General features: G+C 70.0%; 13 protein-coding genes. 7 read left to right on the forward strand and 6 right to left on the reverse strand.

Going from position 1 to position 16255, the window contains the following annotated elements; genetic code table 11:
* Positions 1-33: 33 nt before the first annotated feature.
* Entirely contained in the window at positions 34-1092 is a 1059-nt protein-coding gene (locus ACZ4TR_RS01525) for an ROK family transcriptional regulator (protein ID WP_465286260.1), read from the reverse strand.
* A 56-nt stretch (positions 1093-1148) separates the two neighbouring features.
* Between ACZ4TR_RS01525 and ACZ4TR_RS01530 the strand changes: the two genes are divergently transcribed.
* Entirely contained in the window at positions 1149-2192 is a 1044-nt protein-coding gene (locus ACZ4TR_RS01530; RefSeq protein WP_465285298.1) for a Gfo/Idh/MocA family oxidoreductase, read from the forward strand.
* A 42-nt stretch (positions 2193-2234) separates the two neighbouring features.
* Here the strand turns inward: ACZ4TR_RS01530 and ACZ4TR_RS01535 are convergent, their stop codons facing one another.
* The 4 genes from ACZ4TR_RS01535 to ACZ4TR_RS01550 all read right to left on the reverse strand — a co-directional run bounded on the left by ACZ4TR_RS01535 (position 2235) and on the right by ACZ4TR_RS01550 (position 10542).
* On the reverse strand, positions 2235-4589 hold the full coding sequence (locus ACZ4TR_RS01535) for a transglycosylase domain-containing protein (protein ID WP_465285299.1): 2355 nt from the start codon (positions 4587-4589) through the stop codon (positions 2235-2237).
* A gap of 178 nt (positions 4590-4767) precedes the next feature.
* Positions 4768-7203, reverse strand: coding sequence for a transglycosylase domain-containing protein (locus tag ACZ4TR_RS01540; protein WP_465285300.1), 2436 nt, complete (start codon positions 7201-7203; stop codon positions 4768-4770).
* Positions 7204-7349: 146 nt separating this feature from the next.
* Entirely contained in the window at positions 7350-9815 is a 2466-nt protein-coding gene (locus ACZ4TR_RS01545) for a transglycosylase domain-containing protein (protein WP_465285301.1), read from the reverse strand.
* A gap of 328 nt (positions 9816-10143) precedes the next feature.
* Entirely contained in the window at positions 10144-10542 is a 399-nt protein-coding gene (locus ACZ4TR_RS01550) for a DUF5318 domain-containing protein (protein WP_364510158.1), read from the reverse strand.
* A 245-nt stretch (positions 10543-10787) separates the two neighbouring features.
* Here ACZ4TR_RS01550 and ACZ4TR_RS01555 point away from each other — a divergent pair, with 245 nt between their 5' ends.
* The 4 genes from ACZ4TR_RS01555 to ACZ4TR_RS01570 all read left to right on the forward strand — a co-directional run bounded on the left by ACZ4TR_RS01555 (position 10788) and on the right by ACZ4TR_RS01570 (position 13856).
* A complete protein-coding gene (locus ACZ4TR_RS01555; RefSeq protein WP_364510161.1) occupies positions 10788-11333 on the forward strand; it encodes a PadR family transcriptional regulator in 546 nt (181 codons plus the stop codon).
* A 72-nt stretch (positions 11334-11405) separates the two neighbouring features.
* On the forward strand, positions 11406-12494 hold the full coding sequence (locus tag ACZ4TR_RS01560) for an inositol-3-phosphate synthase (RefSeq protein ID WP_465285302.1): 1089 nt from the start codon (positions 11406-11408) through the stop codon (positions 12492-12494).
* A 112-nt stretch (positions 12495-12606) separates the two neighbouring features.
* Positions 12607-13125, forward strand: a complete 519-nt coding sequence (locus ACZ4TR_RS01565) for an RNA polymerase sigma factor (RefSeq protein ID WP_465285303.1) — start codon at positions 12607-12609, stop codon at positions 13123-13125.
* Positions 13122-13856, forward strand: a complete 735-nt coding sequence (locus ACZ4TR_RS01570) for a hypothetical protein (protein WP_465285304.1) — start codon at positions 13122-13124, stop codon at positions 13854-13856. Before ACZ4TR_RS01565 ends, ACZ4TR_RS01570 begins: the two co-directional genes overlap by 4 nt.
* On the opposite strand, the gene ACZ4TR_RS01575 is transcribed toward ACZ4TR_RS01570, so the two are convergent.
* Positions 13825-14460 carry an HAD family hydrolase gene (locus ACZ4TR_RS01575; protein ID WP_465285305.1) on the reverse strand — a complete coding sequence of 212 codons (636 nt, stop codon included), beginning with the start codon at positions 14458-14460 and terminating at the stop codon, positions 13825-13827. The two genes, ACZ4TR_RS01570 and ACZ4TR_RS01575, sit on opposite strands and share 32 nt — an antisense overlap.
* A 65-nt stretch (positions 14461-14525) precedes the next feature.
* Between ACZ4TR_RS01575 and ACZ4TR_RS01580 the strand changes: the two genes are divergently transcribed.
* Together ACZ4TR_RS01580 and ACZ4TR_RS01585 are read left to right on the forward strand one after the other, a co-directional pair.
* Positions 14526-14984 carry a MarR family winged helix-turn-helix transcriptional regulator gene (locus tag ACZ4TR_RS01580; protein WP_465285306.1) on the forward strand — a complete coding sequence of 153 codons (459 nt, stop codon included), beginning with the start codon at positions 14526-14528 and terminating at the stop codon, positions 14982-14984.
* Positions 14974-16191, forward strand: a complete 1218-nt coding sequence (locus tag ACZ4TR_RS01585; RefSeq protein WP_465285307.1) for an MFS transporter — start codon at positions 14974-14976, stop codon at positions 16189-16191. The genes ACZ4TR_RS01580 and ACZ4TR_RS01585 overlap by 11 nt, the downstream gene beginning before the upstream one ends.
* Positions 16192-16255: the final 64 nt, after the last annotated feature.

The raw sequence follows: 16255 nt of genomic DNA on the forward strand, positions 1-16255 counted from the left end.
GGTGTTCCCCCGCCACCGAGGTGCAGGCGGTGATCATGCCGGATTCGCGTAGTACGAGGCCAGGACCTCGGCGGCGGCTCCGCGCGTGACGAGCTCCTCGCCACCGGCGTCCTCGACGACCTCGATGCGCTGCCAGTGCGGCAGGGGCAGCAGCTCCTCGAGCCGCTCGGAAACGGCGTCACGGTACGTGCCCGGTTCGTCCCGCACGGCGCGTCCGGCCAGCACGATCCGCTCCAGGTCGAGGACCTGCACGAGGTCCGCGAGGCCGGTGCCGAGGAAGCCCGCGGCGGTCCGCGTGTCGGGGGCCTGCTTCGCCATGATCTCGACGCAGCCACGCCGCCCGCAGGCGCAGACGGGACCGTCGTAGGCGATCGTGGTGTGCCCGAACTCACCCGCGTTGGTCCGCGGCCCGCGGTAGAGCCGTCCGTCGATCAGCAGGCCGACGCCGATCCCGGTGCCGACGAGCACCACCGCGGTCGCCGTCGGGTCGCCGTGCGGCCAGAGCCGGGCGAACGCGGCGGAGTTGGTGTTCTTGTCGAGCGTCACCGGCAGGCCGGTGCGCTTCTCGAGCAGGTCGCGCAGGGGGACGTCGTGCCAGCCGGGCATGTTCGTCGCGTCGCGGACCAGGCCGGCGAGGTGATCCAGCGGGCCGACCGCGCCGAGCCCGAGGCCCAGCACGTCGAAGCCGTCGGCGAGCTCGAGCGCGGTGGCGCCGATGGCCTCGACGGCCTGGCCGGGGGTGAAGCCGACCGGGAGCGGGCCGCCGGCCGTCTCCTCGACCTCGCCGATGAGGTTGGTGCGCAGCACGCGGTACTCGTCGCGGTCGAGGCGGGCGCCGAGCGCGTGGCGGGCGCCGGCGCGGACGGTCAGCTGCGTGCGGGGCTTCCCGACCCCGGTGGACGGCTGGCGCTGTTCGTCCAGCAGGCCCGCGTCGAGGAGTTCGGGCACGATCTTGGAGACGGCCTGCTGGGTGAGCCCGGTGCGTTCGGCGAGCTCGACGCGGCTGAGGCCGCCGGCGCGCAGGATGTGCGTGAGCAGGAGGGCGCGGTTGTGCTCACGCACGTTGCGCAGGTTCCTCCCGGTGTCCGCCACGGACCGGATCTTCCCACGTCTGGTCAATTACGCAACAGTGTTGTTTAATGGGCCGCATGAGTGACTTGCGCGTGGGCATCCTCGGGTACGGCATCGGCGGGCGCGTGTTCCACGCACCGCTGGTGGCGGCGACTCCCGGGCTGACGCCGGCGGTGATCACGACGTCCAGCAGTGCCGCGCAGGCGCGCACCGACCACCCGGGCGCGGAGATCGTGCCGGACGCCGACGCGTTGTTCGAGCGGGCCGGCGACCTCGACCTCGTCGTGGTCAGCACCCCCAACCGCACGCACGTGCCGCTCGCGCTGCGGGCGATCGAGGCCGGCCTGCCGGTGGTCGTCGACAAGCCGTTCGCGCCGACCGCGCTGGAGGCCGAGCAGATCGTCGCCGCGGCGAAGGCGGCGGGCGTCGGCCTGACGGTCTTCCAGAACCGGCGGCTCGACTCCGACTTCCTGACCGTTCGGAAGGTCCTCGAGTCCGGGAAGCTCGGCGAGGTGTTCCGCTTCGAGTCCCGCTACGACCGCTGGGTGCCCAAGCCGAAGGACAACTGGCGCGAGTTCGGTGACCCGGCCGAGGCCGGCGGCCTGCTCTACGACCTCGGCGCGCACGTCGTCGACCAGGCGCTGCAGCTGTTCGGCCCGGTCACGCAGGTCTACGCGGAGACCGACCGCCGCCGCGCCGGCGTCCAGGTCGACGACGACGTCTTCGTCGCGTTGAAGCACGCCAACGGCGTCCGCTCGCACCTGTGGGCCTCGGCGCTCGCGGGCACCCTGAACCCCCGCTTCCGCGTGCTCGGCGACCAGGCGACGTTCACCAAGTACGGCCTCGACGTGCAGGAGCCCCAGATCAAGACGGGCATGCGCCCGGGCGACGACAACTGGGGCGTGGAGCCCGCGTCGGACGCGGGCAAGATCGGCGTCGGCAACGATCTCAAGACGGTGCCCACCGAAACCGGCCGCTACGAGCAGTTCTACGCCGAGGTGCGTGACGCGCTCCGCGGTGAAGGCGACTTCCCGGTCGACCCCGAATCGTCGATCGAAGCCCTGCGCGTGATCGAGGCGGCGCACCGCTCGGGTGTCGAAGGAACGGCCATCTTGCTCTGACCCCCAGTCTGGCCGTGACGCCGGTGTCCCCCAGCGCCGACGTCACGGCCTCCTTCGGCCGCGTTGCTGGTCCTGCAGCTCCTGGAGCCGTTGCTGGAACTGGCGGAACTGGTCCAGCTGCTGGTCCTGCCGGTTCCCGGGCTGCTGCTGCTGTTGCTCCTGCCCGCGCTGGTCCTGCTGGTTCCGCTGGTCCGGTCGCTGCGGCTGCTGGACCTGCACCTGCACCCGGTCCTGCGGCGAGCTGATCGCGGCCACGCGGTCGAAGCGCTCGCCCGGCCGTCCCGACAGGTACAGCTGCATGAACCGGTCCCAGATCGGCCCGGCCAGGGTCGAGCCGAACAGCGGTGCGCCGTTCGGGCCGCGCAACGCCTTGTCGCCGTCGCTGCCCACCCAGACCGCCGCCGACACCGAGGGCGTGTAGCCCACCATCCACGTCTGCGAGTTCGCGTTCGCCGCCGACGCCGGCTCGTCGTTCTGCGGGGTGTGCTGCTGCGTGCCGGTCTTCCCGGCGCACTCGTGGCCGGCCGGGCAGCTCAGCCGGGAGAACTGGATGACCGGGGCGAGCGCCGCCGTCACGTTCCCCGCGATCTGCGCGCTCTTCTGCGGGTCGTTGTCCGCGAACGCGTCGGCCGAGCGGTCCTTGGCTTCATACGCGGTCTCGCCGTTCGCGTTGGTCACCTTCTGCACGAAGTGCCGTTCGCGCTGGACGCCGTTCGCCGCGAACGTCGCGTACCCCGACGCCATGTCCGCCGCCGTCACCTGGGTGTCGCCACCGCCGATGGAGATGTTGTTGTCGCCGGTGAACAGCTTGCTGCGGCCGCCGTTGTCCGACGTCCGGATCCCGGCCTCCTGCGCCGCTTCCGCGACCCCGGACGGCTTCGTGATGTTGAGGACCATGTCGTAGAACACCGTGTTCGTGGACCGCTGCATCGCCTCCGCGACCGTGCACTGCTGCGAGCAGCTGCTGCTGTCGCCGGCGTTGCGGATCGGCAGGTCGACGCCGGGGAACGTCCGCGGTGAGGTGCCGTCGAACCGCGCGTCGAGGCCCCGGCCGAGCTTGAGGAACGCGGCCAGGTCGAACGGTTTCATCGACGAACCCGGGTTGTGCGGCTCGTCGGCCCAGTCGCGGCCGGCCTGGTCCTCGCCGTTCGGGCCCTTCACGATCGCGTCGCCGCCGTGGTACGCGAGCACGCCGCCGGTCTTCGGGTCGACCGCGACGAGCGCGTTGAGGATCCGGTCGTCGGTCTGCTCGGCCATGCCCTCGGCCACGGCTTTCTCGGCCGACTGCTGGGCCACCGGGTCGATGGTCGTGAAGACCTGGAAGCCGCCGGAGTAGTACTGCTTCTCGTCGATGCCCTGCGCGGCCAGCTCGGCCTTGACCTTGTTCTTGATGAACGGGTTCAGCGCCCCCGCTTCGCGGCTCTCCCGCAGCGGGATCGGCGTCGGGAACTTCGCCGCCGCGCGCTGGGCCGGCGTCAGGTAGCCGTTCTTCGCCATCCGGTCCAGCGCGGTGGTCCACCGGCTCGTCGCGACTCCCGCGTTCTCCGAGCGGCCCGGCTGCTGGATCAGCCCGGCCAGCAGCGCGGACTCCGAGTAGTCGAGCTGCCCGGCGTCCTTGCCGAAGTAGGCCTGCGCGGCGGCCTGGATCCCGTAGGCGCCACGGCCGAAGTAGATGATGTTGAGGTAGGCGGTGATGATGTCCGCCTTCTCGTAGGTCTGGTTCATCTTGAACGACTTCGCGAGCTCGACCCACTTGCGCGCCAGCGTCGGGTCGTCGTCACCGGAGGCGTTCTTGATGTACTGCTGGGAAATCGTCGACCCGCCACCGGACCCGCCGGTGACCTGGTTGTACGCCGCCCGCAGGATGCCGCCGACGTCGAAGCCCGAGTTGGTCTCGAACGACGCGTCCTCGGTCGCGATCACGGCCTTCTTGACGACGTCCGGGATCTGGTTCGCCACCAGGATCTGCCGGTTGCCGCCGGTGGGCACGTCCTTGCCCATCTCGGTGCCGTCGCGGTAGAGGTAGGTGACGGCCTGGCCCTGCGCCTGCGCGACTGTCTCCGGCGAGGGGACGTCGACGGCGAGGTAGGTGACCAGGAACGCGACCGCGGGGACGGCGAAGAACAGCCCGGCGACGACGTAGCCGATCCGCCGGACGCGTCGCCACCGCCGTTTCCGCAGGTCCCCGTCGGTGAGCGGCCGTGGCCGCCGCGGCGGCTGCCCGGCGCGCGGCCGCCGGATCGGCACGGTCGGCAGGTCGTCCGGTTCGGTGCCGTTGTGCGCGTGGTGGGTGATCAGCTCCGGCTCGGTGCCCAGCAGCCCGGCGCGGGGCACCGGTCGCCGGGTCCGGCGACGAGGGTCGGGCCGCCGGCCGGGTGACGTGCGGTCGTTGTTCACGGGCCGTCCTCCACGGTGGGCTGCGGACGCAGTCCTCTCGGAAGGGGACACGGACCGCGGCCCACCGTGGTTCACCCCGGGGCGGCTGAAGGGCACCTTCGTTCCACCAGACGCACCGAAGGGCACCTTCCTCGCGGCAGATGCGAGGAAGGTGCCCTTCAGCAGGCTTGCCGGGCGGCTAGTTCTCCGGCTCGTCGGACTTCGTCGGCGTCTCCTTCGACGTCGGTGTCTTCGTGTGCTTCGGCGTGCTCTCCTGCGACGACGACTGGTTGCCGTGGTTGCCACCCTGGTCGCCGTCGTTGCCGGGGTCGCCCTGGTCGTCGCCGTCGGGGTTCTCGTTCGTCGGGGTCGCGTCCGTCGTCGTGGCCACGTCGGACGACGGCGGCGGCACCTCGCCGCCGATGCGCTCGACCTTGTCGAACCGCTCGCCCGGCTTGCCGGTCAGGTACAGCGACAGGAACTTCTGCCACATCGGGCCGGCGATGGTCGAGCCGTAGATCGGCGAGTTGTTCTTGCCGTGCAGCGGCTTGTTGCCGTCGCCGCCGACCCAGGCCGCCACCGAGACCGACGGCGTGTACCCGACCATCCACGTCTGCGAGTTCGCGTTCGCCGCCCAGGACGGCTCCCCCGCGACCTTCGTGTGCTGCTGCGTCCCCGTCTTGCCGGCGCACTCGTGGCCGCTGGGGCACTTCAGGTGCGAGAACCCGATCACCGGCTTGAGCGCCTCGGTCACGTTCCCGGCGATCTGGCGGCTCTTGTCCGCATCGCTGTCGAACGCCGGCTTCGCGTCGGTCGCGGCTTCGTACGCGACTTCGCTCTGCCCGTTGGTCACCTTCAGCACGAAGTGGCGGTCCCGCCGCTGGCCGTCGGCCGCGAACGTCGCGTACGCCGCAGCCATGTCCAGCGGCGTGATCTGGGTTTCGCCGCCGCCGAGGGAGATGTTGTTGTCCTTGGTCGAAATGATCGACTGGCCGCCGTCGTCGTTCTTGGTCTTCACGCCGGCTTCCCGCGCCGCGTCCTTGACCGGGCCCTGGTGGGTCTGGTTGAGGACCATGTCGTAGAACACCGTGTTCGCCGAGCGTTCCATCGCCTCGGCGACGGTGCACTGCTGCGAACAGCTGGATCCCGGGCCGGCGTTGCGCACGACGCGGCCGTCGAAGGTGCGGTTGTTGGAGCCGTCGAACGTCGCGTCGAGGCCCTTGCCCATCTTGAGGAACGCCGTGAGGTCGAACGGCTTCATCGACGAGCCCGGGTTCTGCGGCGTGTTCGCCCAGTCGCGGCCGGCCTGGTCCTGCCCGTTGACCTGCACGATCGGCTTGCCGCCGTAGTAGGCGAGCACGCCGCCGGTCTTCGGGTCGACGGCGACGAGCGCGTTGAGCAGGTTGTCGTCCACCTGGCCCTTCATCGCGTCGGTGGCGGCCTGTTCCGCGGCCTGCTGCGCCTTCGGGTCGATCGTCGTCTGCACCTGGAAGCCGCCGGAGTAGTAGCGGTCCTCCGGGATGTCGTGCGCGGCCAGCTCGTCCTTCACCTGCTGGACGACGAACGCGGGCGGCGCGCCGGCCTGCTGCTTGCTGTCTTCCAGCGGGATCGGCGTCGGGAACTGCGCCTTCGCGCGGTCGGCCGCGGTGATGTAGTTGTTCTTCACCATCCGGTCGAGCGCGGTGTTCCAGCGGTCCTGCGCGACCTTGGGGTTCTCCGAGCGGCCCGGCTGCTGGATCAGCCCCGCCAGCAGCGCGGCTTCCGAGAAGGTGAGGTCCTTCGCGTCCTTGTGGAAGAAGGCCTGCGACGCCGCGCCGACCCCGTACGCCCCGCGCCCGAAGTAGATGATGTTCAGGTACGCGGTGATGATGTCCTTCTTCTCGTACGTCTGGTTCATCTTGAAGGACTTGGCCAGCTCGGTCCACTTGCGCGTCAGCGTGGGCGCGTCGTTGTCGGTGGCCTTCTTGATGTACTGCTGCGAAATCGTCGAGCCACCGCCCGTGCCGCCGGTGGCCTGGTTGTACACCGCGCGCAGCAGGCCGCCGACGTCGAAGCCGGAGTTCGTCTCGAACGAGTCGTCCTCGGTCGCGATCGCCGCGTGCTTCATGACGTCCGGGATCTGCTCCGGCGTCAGCAGCACCCGGTTGCCGCCGCGCGGGACGTCCTTGCCCATCGGCGAGCCGTCGGCGTAGAGGTAGGTCACCGCCTGGCTCTGGTTCTGCGCGACCTCGGTCGGCGACGGCACGTCGACCAGGAAGTACGTGATGACGAACGCGATCGCGGGCAGCACGAAGAACAGCCCGACGAACGCGTAGGCGACCCGCCGGATGATCTTCCAGCGTCTCTTCTTGCGCTGCTCCGGCGTGAGGGCCGGCTTGCCGTCGGCGGCCGGCTCGACGTCGTCGTAGCCGTCCGGCTCGTCGTAGGCGTGGTGCGTCATCAGCTCGGGGCCGCCGCTCATCGGCGGCGGCTCGGGCCGGTACCCGCGCGGCGGCGTCTGCGGCGGCTGCGGCCGGCCGCCCGGCGGGGGCACGGGCCGGCGCGGGCCCTGGCCCTGGCCGTACGGACCCTGGGGTGCGCGACGGCGCGGATCGGGTCCCTGGCCGGGCCAGGAGCGGGATCGATCGTCGGGCACGGGCAGTCCTCCAGTCAGCGCGGGCGGCGACGGCCGCCACCCCCTTTAGGAAGGGACGCGCGTGAAGCGCCGGGGTTGCCGAAACGATCTTCCTGAACCGCTTCAGGGCCCTTCGCGTACGCGAAGGGCCCTGAAGGAGGACGTTCCTAGCCGGGCCCGGAGCCCGGTGGCCGGGCGACTCCGCCACCACCGCCCGAGGTGTTGCCGAGCGGGAACGTCGGCGTCTCACCCGGCCCGGGCCGGCTCCGGCTCGTCCGGGGCGTGGTCGTCTCGGTGTCCGACGACTCGGTGCTGGGCGGGGTTTCCGTGGTGGTCGGCGGCGTCGTCGTGGTCGGCGTGTCCGGCGGCTTCTGCTGCGTCGTCGTCACGTCGTTGACGTCCTTGCCGATCGGCCGGACCTTGTCGAACTTCTCCGCCGGTTTGCCCTTGAGGTAGAGGTTCATGAAGTTCTGCCACGTCGGGCCGGCGATGGTGGCACCGAAGATCGGCTTGTTCTTCGGGTCGTGCAGCGGCTTGTTGCCGTCGCCGCCGACCCAGACCGCGGCCGACACGGACGGGGTGTAGCCCACCATCCAGGTCTGCGCGTTGCGGTCCTTGAACGACGCCGGGTCGTCGGCCTTCGCCGTGTACTGCTGCGTACCGGTCTTGCCCGCGCACTCGTGGCCGCTCGGGCACTTCAGCTTCGAGTGGTCGATGACCGGCTTCAGCGCCTCCGTGACGTTGCCCGCGATCTGCTGGCTCTTCGACGCGTCGTCGTCGAAGGCCGGGTTGGTCTTGATGTTGTTCTGGTCGAACTCCACCTCGTCCTGGTTGTTCGTCAGCTTCGAGACGAAGTGCTGCTCGTGGTAGGTCCCCCCGCTGGCGAACGACGCGTACGCGGCTGCCATGTCCTCCGGCGTCACGGCCGTGCCACCACCACCGAGCGAGATGTTGTTGTCGTCGGTGTAGAGGGTGCTCTTGCCCTCGGGCGCGACCTTGACCCCGGCTTCCTTCGCCGCTTCCGCGACCCGCGACGGCTTCGTCACGTTCAGGACCATGTCGTAGAACACGGTGTTCGCCGAGATCTCCATCGCCTTCGCGACGGTGCAGTCCTTGCCGCAGCTGGCGCTGTCACCCGCGTTCCGGACCGTGCGGCCGCCGAGCACCCGGTTGTTCGAGCCGTCGAACGTCTCGCCGAGGCCCTTGCCCATCTTGAGGAACGCCGTGAGGTCGAACGCCTTCACCGACGAACCCGGGTTCCTCGCCTGGTTGGCGCGGTCCTGGGCGATCTGGTCCTTGCCGTTGGCGTCCTTCACGATCTCGGGCCCGCCGTAGTAGGCGAGGACACCGCCGGTCTTCGGGTCGACCGCGACGAGCGCGTTCAGCAGGTTCTCGTCGGTCTGGCCCTTCATGCCGTCCGCGGCGGCCTTCTCCGCGGCGTCCTGGGCCGCCGGGTCGATCGTGGTGTAGATCTTGGCGCCGCTGGAGAACAGCTTGTTCTCGTCGTAGCCCTTCGCTGCCAGCTCGTCCTTGATCCGCTGCTGGACCTGGTAGGTGAGCTTGCCCGAGTTCTGCTCCTTGTTGGCGTTCTTCGGGATCGGCGTCGGGTACTGGAAGGTGGCGCGCTCGTCGGCGCGGAGCCACTTGTTGGCGACCATCTGGTCCATCACGTACGCCCAGCGCTTCTGCGCGTACGCCTCGTTCTCCGAACGGCCCGGGCCCTGGATCAGGCCGGCCAGCAGCGAAGCTTCGGAGGCGTTGAGGTCCTTGGCGTCCTTGTTGAAGTAGGCCTTGGCGGCCGCCTGGATGCCGTTCGCCCCGCGTCCGAAGTAGACGATGTTCAGGTAGGAAGTGATGATCTCTTCCTTGGACTGCTGGTTGTTCATCTTGAACGACTTGGCCAGCTCGGTCCACTTGCGGGTCAGCGTCGGGGCGTCGTTCTGCGTCGCCTGCTTGATGTACTGCTGGGAGATGGTCGAACCACCGCCCTGGCCACCGGAAACCTGGTTCCAGACCGCGCGCAGGATGCCGGTGACGTCGAAGCCGGAGTTGGTCTCGAACGTCGCGTCCTCCGCCGAGTACACGGCGTGCTTGACGACGTCGGGCACCTCGCCCGGCTTGAGCAGCTGGCGGTCACCGCCCGGCGGCAGCTCCCGGCCCATCACGCCGCCACCGGCGTCGTAGTAGGTGATCGGCTGGTTCTGCAGCGACTTGATGCTCTCCGGCGTCGGCACGTCGACCAGGAAGTAGGTGATGACGAACGCGATCGCGGGGACGACGAAGAACAGCCCGACGAAGGCGTACGCCACCCGCCGGATGATCTTCCAGCGGCGCTTCTTGCGCTGCGCCGGCGTGAGGACCTTCTTGCCGTTTTCGTCCAGCTCGGTTTGGGGCTCGACGTCGTCGGCGAACTCGTTGAACGCGGCGTCGTCCTCGTAGCCGTCGTCGTACGGGTCGCGGCCGATGTCGTCGGTGCCGTTGTGCGCGTGGTGGGTGATCAGGTCCGGTTCACGCCCCGGGGCCGGCACCGGCCGTCCGCCGCGCGGCTGGCGGAAGCCTTCCGGCGGCGAAGCGGGCGGACCCTGCGGCGGGCGCTGGCCCGGCGGTGGCGGGACCGGGCGCCGCGCGGGCATGCCCTGCTGGCGGGGTCGCTGAGGCCGCCGCGGCGGCTCGTCGCCGGGCCACTGGGGACCGCCTTCGTCGCCGGACGGCCACTCGGGCGACCCGCCGCCGCGCGGGTTGCCCCGGGGTGGCGTGGGTCGTTGAGGCCGGCGGGGGGCTTCTTCGCCGGGCCAGGCGGGGCCGGGGTCTTCTCCCGGCCATGGGCCCGACTGGGCACGGCGAGGTGCATCTGGCTCCTGGCCGGGCCAGGAGCGGTTGCGGTCGTCGTTCACGAATGGGCCTCCCAGACCGGCGCCCGGTAGTGCGCCGTTCTGCGCTCTTCAGCGGTTGTGATCCAGCTCACCGGCCTGCGGTCCTTCGCGGACCGTCGGCCGGTTCCCCCGTGCCGAGGACGTACGACCGGACCAGGTGGTTCCAGTGGCACGCCCGGCACACTTCGACGTCGTACACGGTGAACTCGGCGAACCGGCCGGCCATCCTGGCCAGCTCTTCGGGGGTCCTCGCCGAGCCCGCGACGTGCTTGAGTTCGTCACCGTAGACCCAGGACACCAGGGTCAGCGGCTCCTGGCGGCAGATCGGGCAGGGCAGGTCACCGGCCCGGCCGTGGAACTTGGCCGCCCGCAGCAGGTACGGGCTCGCGTCGCAGGCTTCGTAGCTGCCGACGCGCCCGGAGCGGACCTCGGCGAGCAGCGCACGGCGCTGCAACGCGTAGTCCACGACCTGCCGCTGGTTAATCACCAGGACAGAGTACGGGCTCTTCCTGTGTCGTCCACGCCCCCTAGCGCGGCCGGTGCCCGGCCAGGTGGGGACACGCCGGACGTTCGATAACTCTCCGGTGAATTTCGCCCACTCCAGAGTGAGCGGGCCCGTTAGCTTCGCCACTTCGATGTATCGGCGCGATATAGTGGCTGAGTAGGTTGGATCGAGGCGATCATTCGGAGCAACGCCGATCGCCGAGGTTTGTTCCCGGAAGGGGGTGCGGTGTGCTGGAGTTCGCGATCCTCGGTCTTCTGCACGAAGCGCCCATGCACGGGTACGTGCTGCGCAAGCGGCTGCACGAGACGCTCGGCACGTTCCGGACGTTCTCGTACGGCTCGCTGTACCCGACCCTGCGGAAGCTGCTGCGGGCCGGGTACCTGGTCGAGGAGCTGGACGAGGCCGACGACCGGGCGTGGTCGCGGCGCGGGCGGCGGGTCTACAAGCTCACCGCGGAGGGCAAGGAGCGCTTCGGTGAGCTGCTCGGCGACGCCGGGCCGCAGACCTGGGACGACGAGGGCTTCGGCGTCCACTTGGCCTTCTTCTCGCGCACCCCGGCCGACGTGCGGCTGCGGATCCTCGAGGGTCGGCGGCGCCGCGTGGAAGAACGCCGTGAGGGTATGCGGGCGGCACTGGCCAGGGCCGAGGAGAAGATCGATCGCTACACCCGCGAGCTGCACCGGCTGGGGCTGGAGACCAGCGAGCGGGAGGTGCGGTGGCTCAACGAGCTGATCGCGCACGAACAAGCCGAACGGCAGGGTCCGGATACCTGAGCCGCTCGGTGCGGGCCGCAGCGTCGCGGCACCAGACCTACTGAACAGACACGGATTGAAGGAGAAACCCCCATGGGCGACAACCGCCGCGTACGGGTGGCCATCGTGGGCGTCGGCAACTGCGCGGCGTCGCTGGTCCAGGGTGTCCAGTACTACCGCGACGCGGACCCCGCCACGCGGGTCCCGGGTCTGATGCACGTCGACTTCGGCGGCTACCACGTCCGCGACATCGAGTTCGTCGCCGCGTTCGACGTGGACGCCAAGAAGGTCAGCCGCGACCTCTCCGAGGCGATCTTCGCCTCCGAAAACAACACGATCAAGATCGCCGACGTGCCGCCGCTCGGCGTCACCGTCCAGCGCGGCCACACCCACGACGGGCTCGGCCGCTTCTACCGCGAGACGATCGAGGAGTCCGACGAGACCCCGGTCGACATCGTCGCCGCGCTGCGCGAGGCGCAGGCCGACGTGCTCGTGTCGTACCTGCCCGTGGGCTCCGAGGTGGCGGACAAGTTCTACGCCCAGGCCGCGATCGACGCTCGAGTGGCGTTCGTCAACGCGCTGCCGGTGTTCATCGCCTCCGACCCGGAGTGGGCGCAGAAGTTCACCGACGCCGGCGTCCCGATCGTCGGCGACGACATCAAGTCCCAGGTCGGCGCCACCATCACGCACCGCGTGCTGGCGAAGCTGTTCGAGGACCGCGGCGTCCAGCTCGACCGGACGATGCAGCTCAACGTGGGCGGGAACATGGACTTCCTGAACATGAAGGAGCTGGAGCGGCTCGAGTCGAAGAAGATCTCGAAGACCCAGTCCGTCACCTCGCAGGTCGACCGCGACCTCGGCAAGGGCAACGTCCACATCGGACCGTCGGACTACGTGCAGTGGCTCGACGACCGCAAGTGGGCCTACGTCCGGCTCGAGGGCCGCGCCTTCGGCGACGTGCCGCTGAACCTGGAGTACAAGCTCGAGGTGTGGGACTCGCCGAACTCGGCGGGCATCATCATCGACGCCGTCCGCGCGGCGAAGATCGCGCTCGACCGCGGCATCGGCGGCCCGATCCTCTCGGCGTCGTCGTACTTCATGAAGTCGCCGCCGGAGCAGTACGACGACTCGACCGCGCGCGACGCCGTCGACAAGTTCATCCGCGGCGAGGTCGAGCGGTAAGGACTGTCGTCGTCGAAGGCCGTCACCCGGGTTCGCCTTGGTGGCGGCCTTCTTCGCGTGGTGCACTAAACCGGTGGGGCGGGGTGTGCGTTGGCGGGGTGTGAGTGCGAGCGTGGGCGAGAGCGCGCCGGGGGACCTGGGCGCGCCGACGTTCCACGACCTCTTCCGGGAGTACTTCGCCCAGATGACCCGGCTGGCGCACCTGCTCGGCGCGGACGACGCGGAAAACGTCGCGCAGGAGGCGTTCGTCAAGCTCCACCAGCGCTGGGACACCCTGTCCGACCACACGCGCGTGGCGGGCTACCTCCGCACGACCGTGGTGAACATGTCCCGGTCGCGCACGCGGCACCTGCGGGTCGTCCGGCGAACACCGCAGGAAAGGCCACCGGACGAGCTGTCGGCCGAGGTCAGGGCGGTGGCCAACTGGGAGCACGAACAGCTGCGCGTGGTGCTGGGGAAGCTGTCCCGGCGACAACGCGAGGTTCTCGTCCTGAGGTACTGGCTGGACTTGAGCACGGCGGGCATCGCCGAGACGCTCGGCATCTCGCCGGGCACGGTCAAGGCGACCACCCACCACGCGATGGAGAACCTGCGTAAACACTGGGGGGACGACCTGGGAGGTGAGCGATGACCGACCTCGAACGCAAACTGGCCGAAGCACTGCGCGGACAGGCCGGGGAGGTCACGCCGAACCTCGACGCGGCGTGGGCGGAGCAGCAGCGAAGGCAGCGGAGGCCGAGGCGCCGCCGGTTGACGGTGCTGGTCGCGCCACTGGCGGCGGTTCTGGTGGTGCTGACGAGCGTGCTGCTGGCCACGCAGCTGAACACGGCCTCGGTAAAAGTGCAGCCGGGCAATCCGGGGACTCGGATCATCTCGCTCGGTGTGCCCACCCACATCCCACTGGCGGGGTTGCGGCTCACCGGCACCCCGGTCAGCCTGACCGACTTCACCGGGCAGACCGATCGTTGGACTTCGCTCGCGTTCACCGCCACCCGGACGGCGGATCCCGACAACCAGTTGTTCTGCGTGGCCGCGGTGCCCTCGGGTCAGAAGCTCGAAGGTGATGTGCCGCAATACGCCGCTGAGTCGCCTTCGTGCGTTCCGGCTTCGGTCGCCGAAGTGCGCGCTGGTTACGTCGGCGAGGCAAACGGCCCGCTACCGCCGGGCAAGGCCGTGTACCTCGTCGCCAGTTCGCGGCCCGATCTGCAGCTGTTCGACGAGAAGGGCGACCTCAGCCAGGCCAGGTCGGTCGGCGAACTGGGTGACGATCGCGTGTTCCTCGCCGACGTCACGCCAGGCTCGGTGCCCGAGCGGTACTGGAGTGGTCCCTCTACAAGCCTAGTGCCCCCGGCAAGTCGGTGATCTTCTCCACCACCGCCGTGGCCTGCCCCAGTACTTCCGGATCCGGCGGGAAGTGCGGGTTCGGCACCGCGTAAACCGCCATCCCCGCCGCCAAGGCCGACCGCAGCCCGTTGGTCGTGTCCTCGACCGCCGCACAGTCCGAGGGCGCCACCCCCAGCAGCTCAGCCGCCCGCAGGTACACATCCGGCGCCGGCTTCCCGGCCCCCACCTGCTCCGACGACACGGCCGCCCCCACCGGCAGTCCCGTCACGTCCAAGAACCCCTTGATCAGGATCACCGGCGACGAGCTCGCGATGGCCACCGGCCACCGTCCCGAAACCTGCCGCACGACCTCCACCGCACCCGGGATCAACGGCGGCTCAGCTGCATACCGAGCCGCCATCCGCTTGACCACCAAGGTCGCGATCTCCGGTGGGGACAACCGCGCGCCCAGCTCCTCCACCAGGTACCGAGCCCACTCCGGGGTGCTCATCCCCTGCTGTGCCCGCGTCGCCTCCGGAAGCCACGTGCCGCCGTGCTCGGCGACGACCGCCCGGCGGACCTCGTCCCAGATCCGCTCCGAGTCCACCAGTACGCCGTCGAGGTCGAAGATCACCGCGTCCATGCCCTGAGCCTAGCCTGTGAGCCGAGTTACTTAGCCACCCTTACCAAATTTGTTAGCATAGCTAAGTGACTTCCCCGATCGCCGATCTCGCCCACCGGCTGCGGCCGCTGGTCTTCCGGCTGTACCACCAGGTGCGCCGCCAGACCCCGCAGCTGACGCTGACCCTCACGCAGGGCTCGGTGCTGAGCGAGCTCGTCAACGGCGGGCCGCGGCGGATGAGCGCGCTGGCGGAGCTCGAGCGGGTCAAGCTGCCGTCGATGACCGACGTCGTCAGCCGCCTCGAACGCCTCGGCCTGGCCACCCGCACGCCGGACCCCGCCGACCGGCGGGCGGTGCTCGTGGACGTCACCGACGAGGGCCGTCGCTTCTACGCCGAGACGGTCGCCGCCCGCGAGGAGTTCCTCCGGGAGCGGCTCATCGCCATGGACGACGCCGACCGCGCTGCGATCGAGGCCGCCCTCCCGGCCCTCGCCAAGCTGCTCGTTGACACCAAGAAGGAGGAACTGATCAGCGATGAGCGCTGAACACCACTCGAGCCTGCTGGACGCCGTCAAGGGCCAGCCCAAGCAGGTATGGATCACTGCGTTCGCCGCGGTCATCGCCTTCATGGGGATCGGTCTGGTCGACCCGATCCTGCTGTCCATCGCCAAGGGCCTGGACGCGACGCCGTCGCAGGTCACGCTGCTCTTCTCGTCGTACCTCGGCGTCCAGGTCATCGCGATGCTGGTCACCGGCGCGGCGAGCGCCAGGTTCGGCCCGAAGCGCACGGTGCTCGTCGGGCTGACCCTGATCGTCGCCGCCACCGCGCTGTGTTCGGCCGCCGGCTCGATCGAGCAGCTCGTCGGGCTGCGCGCGGTCTGGGGCCTCGGCAACGCGTTCTTCATCGCGACCGCGCTTTCGGTGATCGTCGGTGCCGCGACCGGCGGCCAGTCCGGCGCGATCCTGCTGTACGAAGCCGCCCTCGGTGTCGGCCTGTCGGTCGGTCCGCTGCTGGGCGCGCTGCTCGGCTCGATCTCCTGGCGTGGCCCGTTCGTGGGCACCGCCGTCCTGATGGCCGGCGCGCTCGTGCTGTGCGCGGTGTTCCTCAAGAGCGACAAGCACGAGAAGCGCGACCCGATCAAGCTGCTCGACCCGCTCCGCGCGCTGAAGCACACCGGTCTGCTGCGCACGTCCGTCGCGTCCGCGCTGTACACCGCCGCGTTCTTCGCGGTGCTGGCCTGGTCGCCGTTCGTGCTCGGCTGGAGCGCCATCGCCGTGGGGCTGATCTTCTGCGGCTGGGGCCTGTGCGTCGCGGTCGCCGGGGTGGCCCTCGCGCCGCGGCTGGCCGCCAAGCTGGGTGAACGGCACGCCGCCGCGGCCGCCGTCTTCGGATACGCCGTGCTGATGCTGGTGCTGGCCGTGCCGAGCAAGCCGGTGCTCGTCGCCGGCATCATCGTCTCAGGGCTGGTCTCCGGCCTGCTGAACACGCTGTTCACCGGCACCGCGATGTCGATCAGCGACGCGCCGCGCCCGGTCGCCAGCGCGGGCTACAACTTCTGCCGCTGGCTCGGTGGCGCCGTCGCCGCGACGCTCGTCGGGCACGTGGCCGAGTGGTTCGGTTCGCCGCAGGCGCCGTTCGTCGCCTCGGCCGTGCTGTGCGTCATCGCGGGCGGCCTGCTCTCGCTGCGGGAGAAGAAGGCGGACGCCCACGCCGTCCCGCAGGAGGCGGCACTCGTCGGCGAGGAGTTCTGACCCGCCGTTCGGAGCAGTAGTACACCGGCCGTTCACCTGTATGTCGGTAATGGCTGGTTTGGGA

The organism is Amycolatopsis sp. NPDC028719 (genome assembly GCF_055565395.1).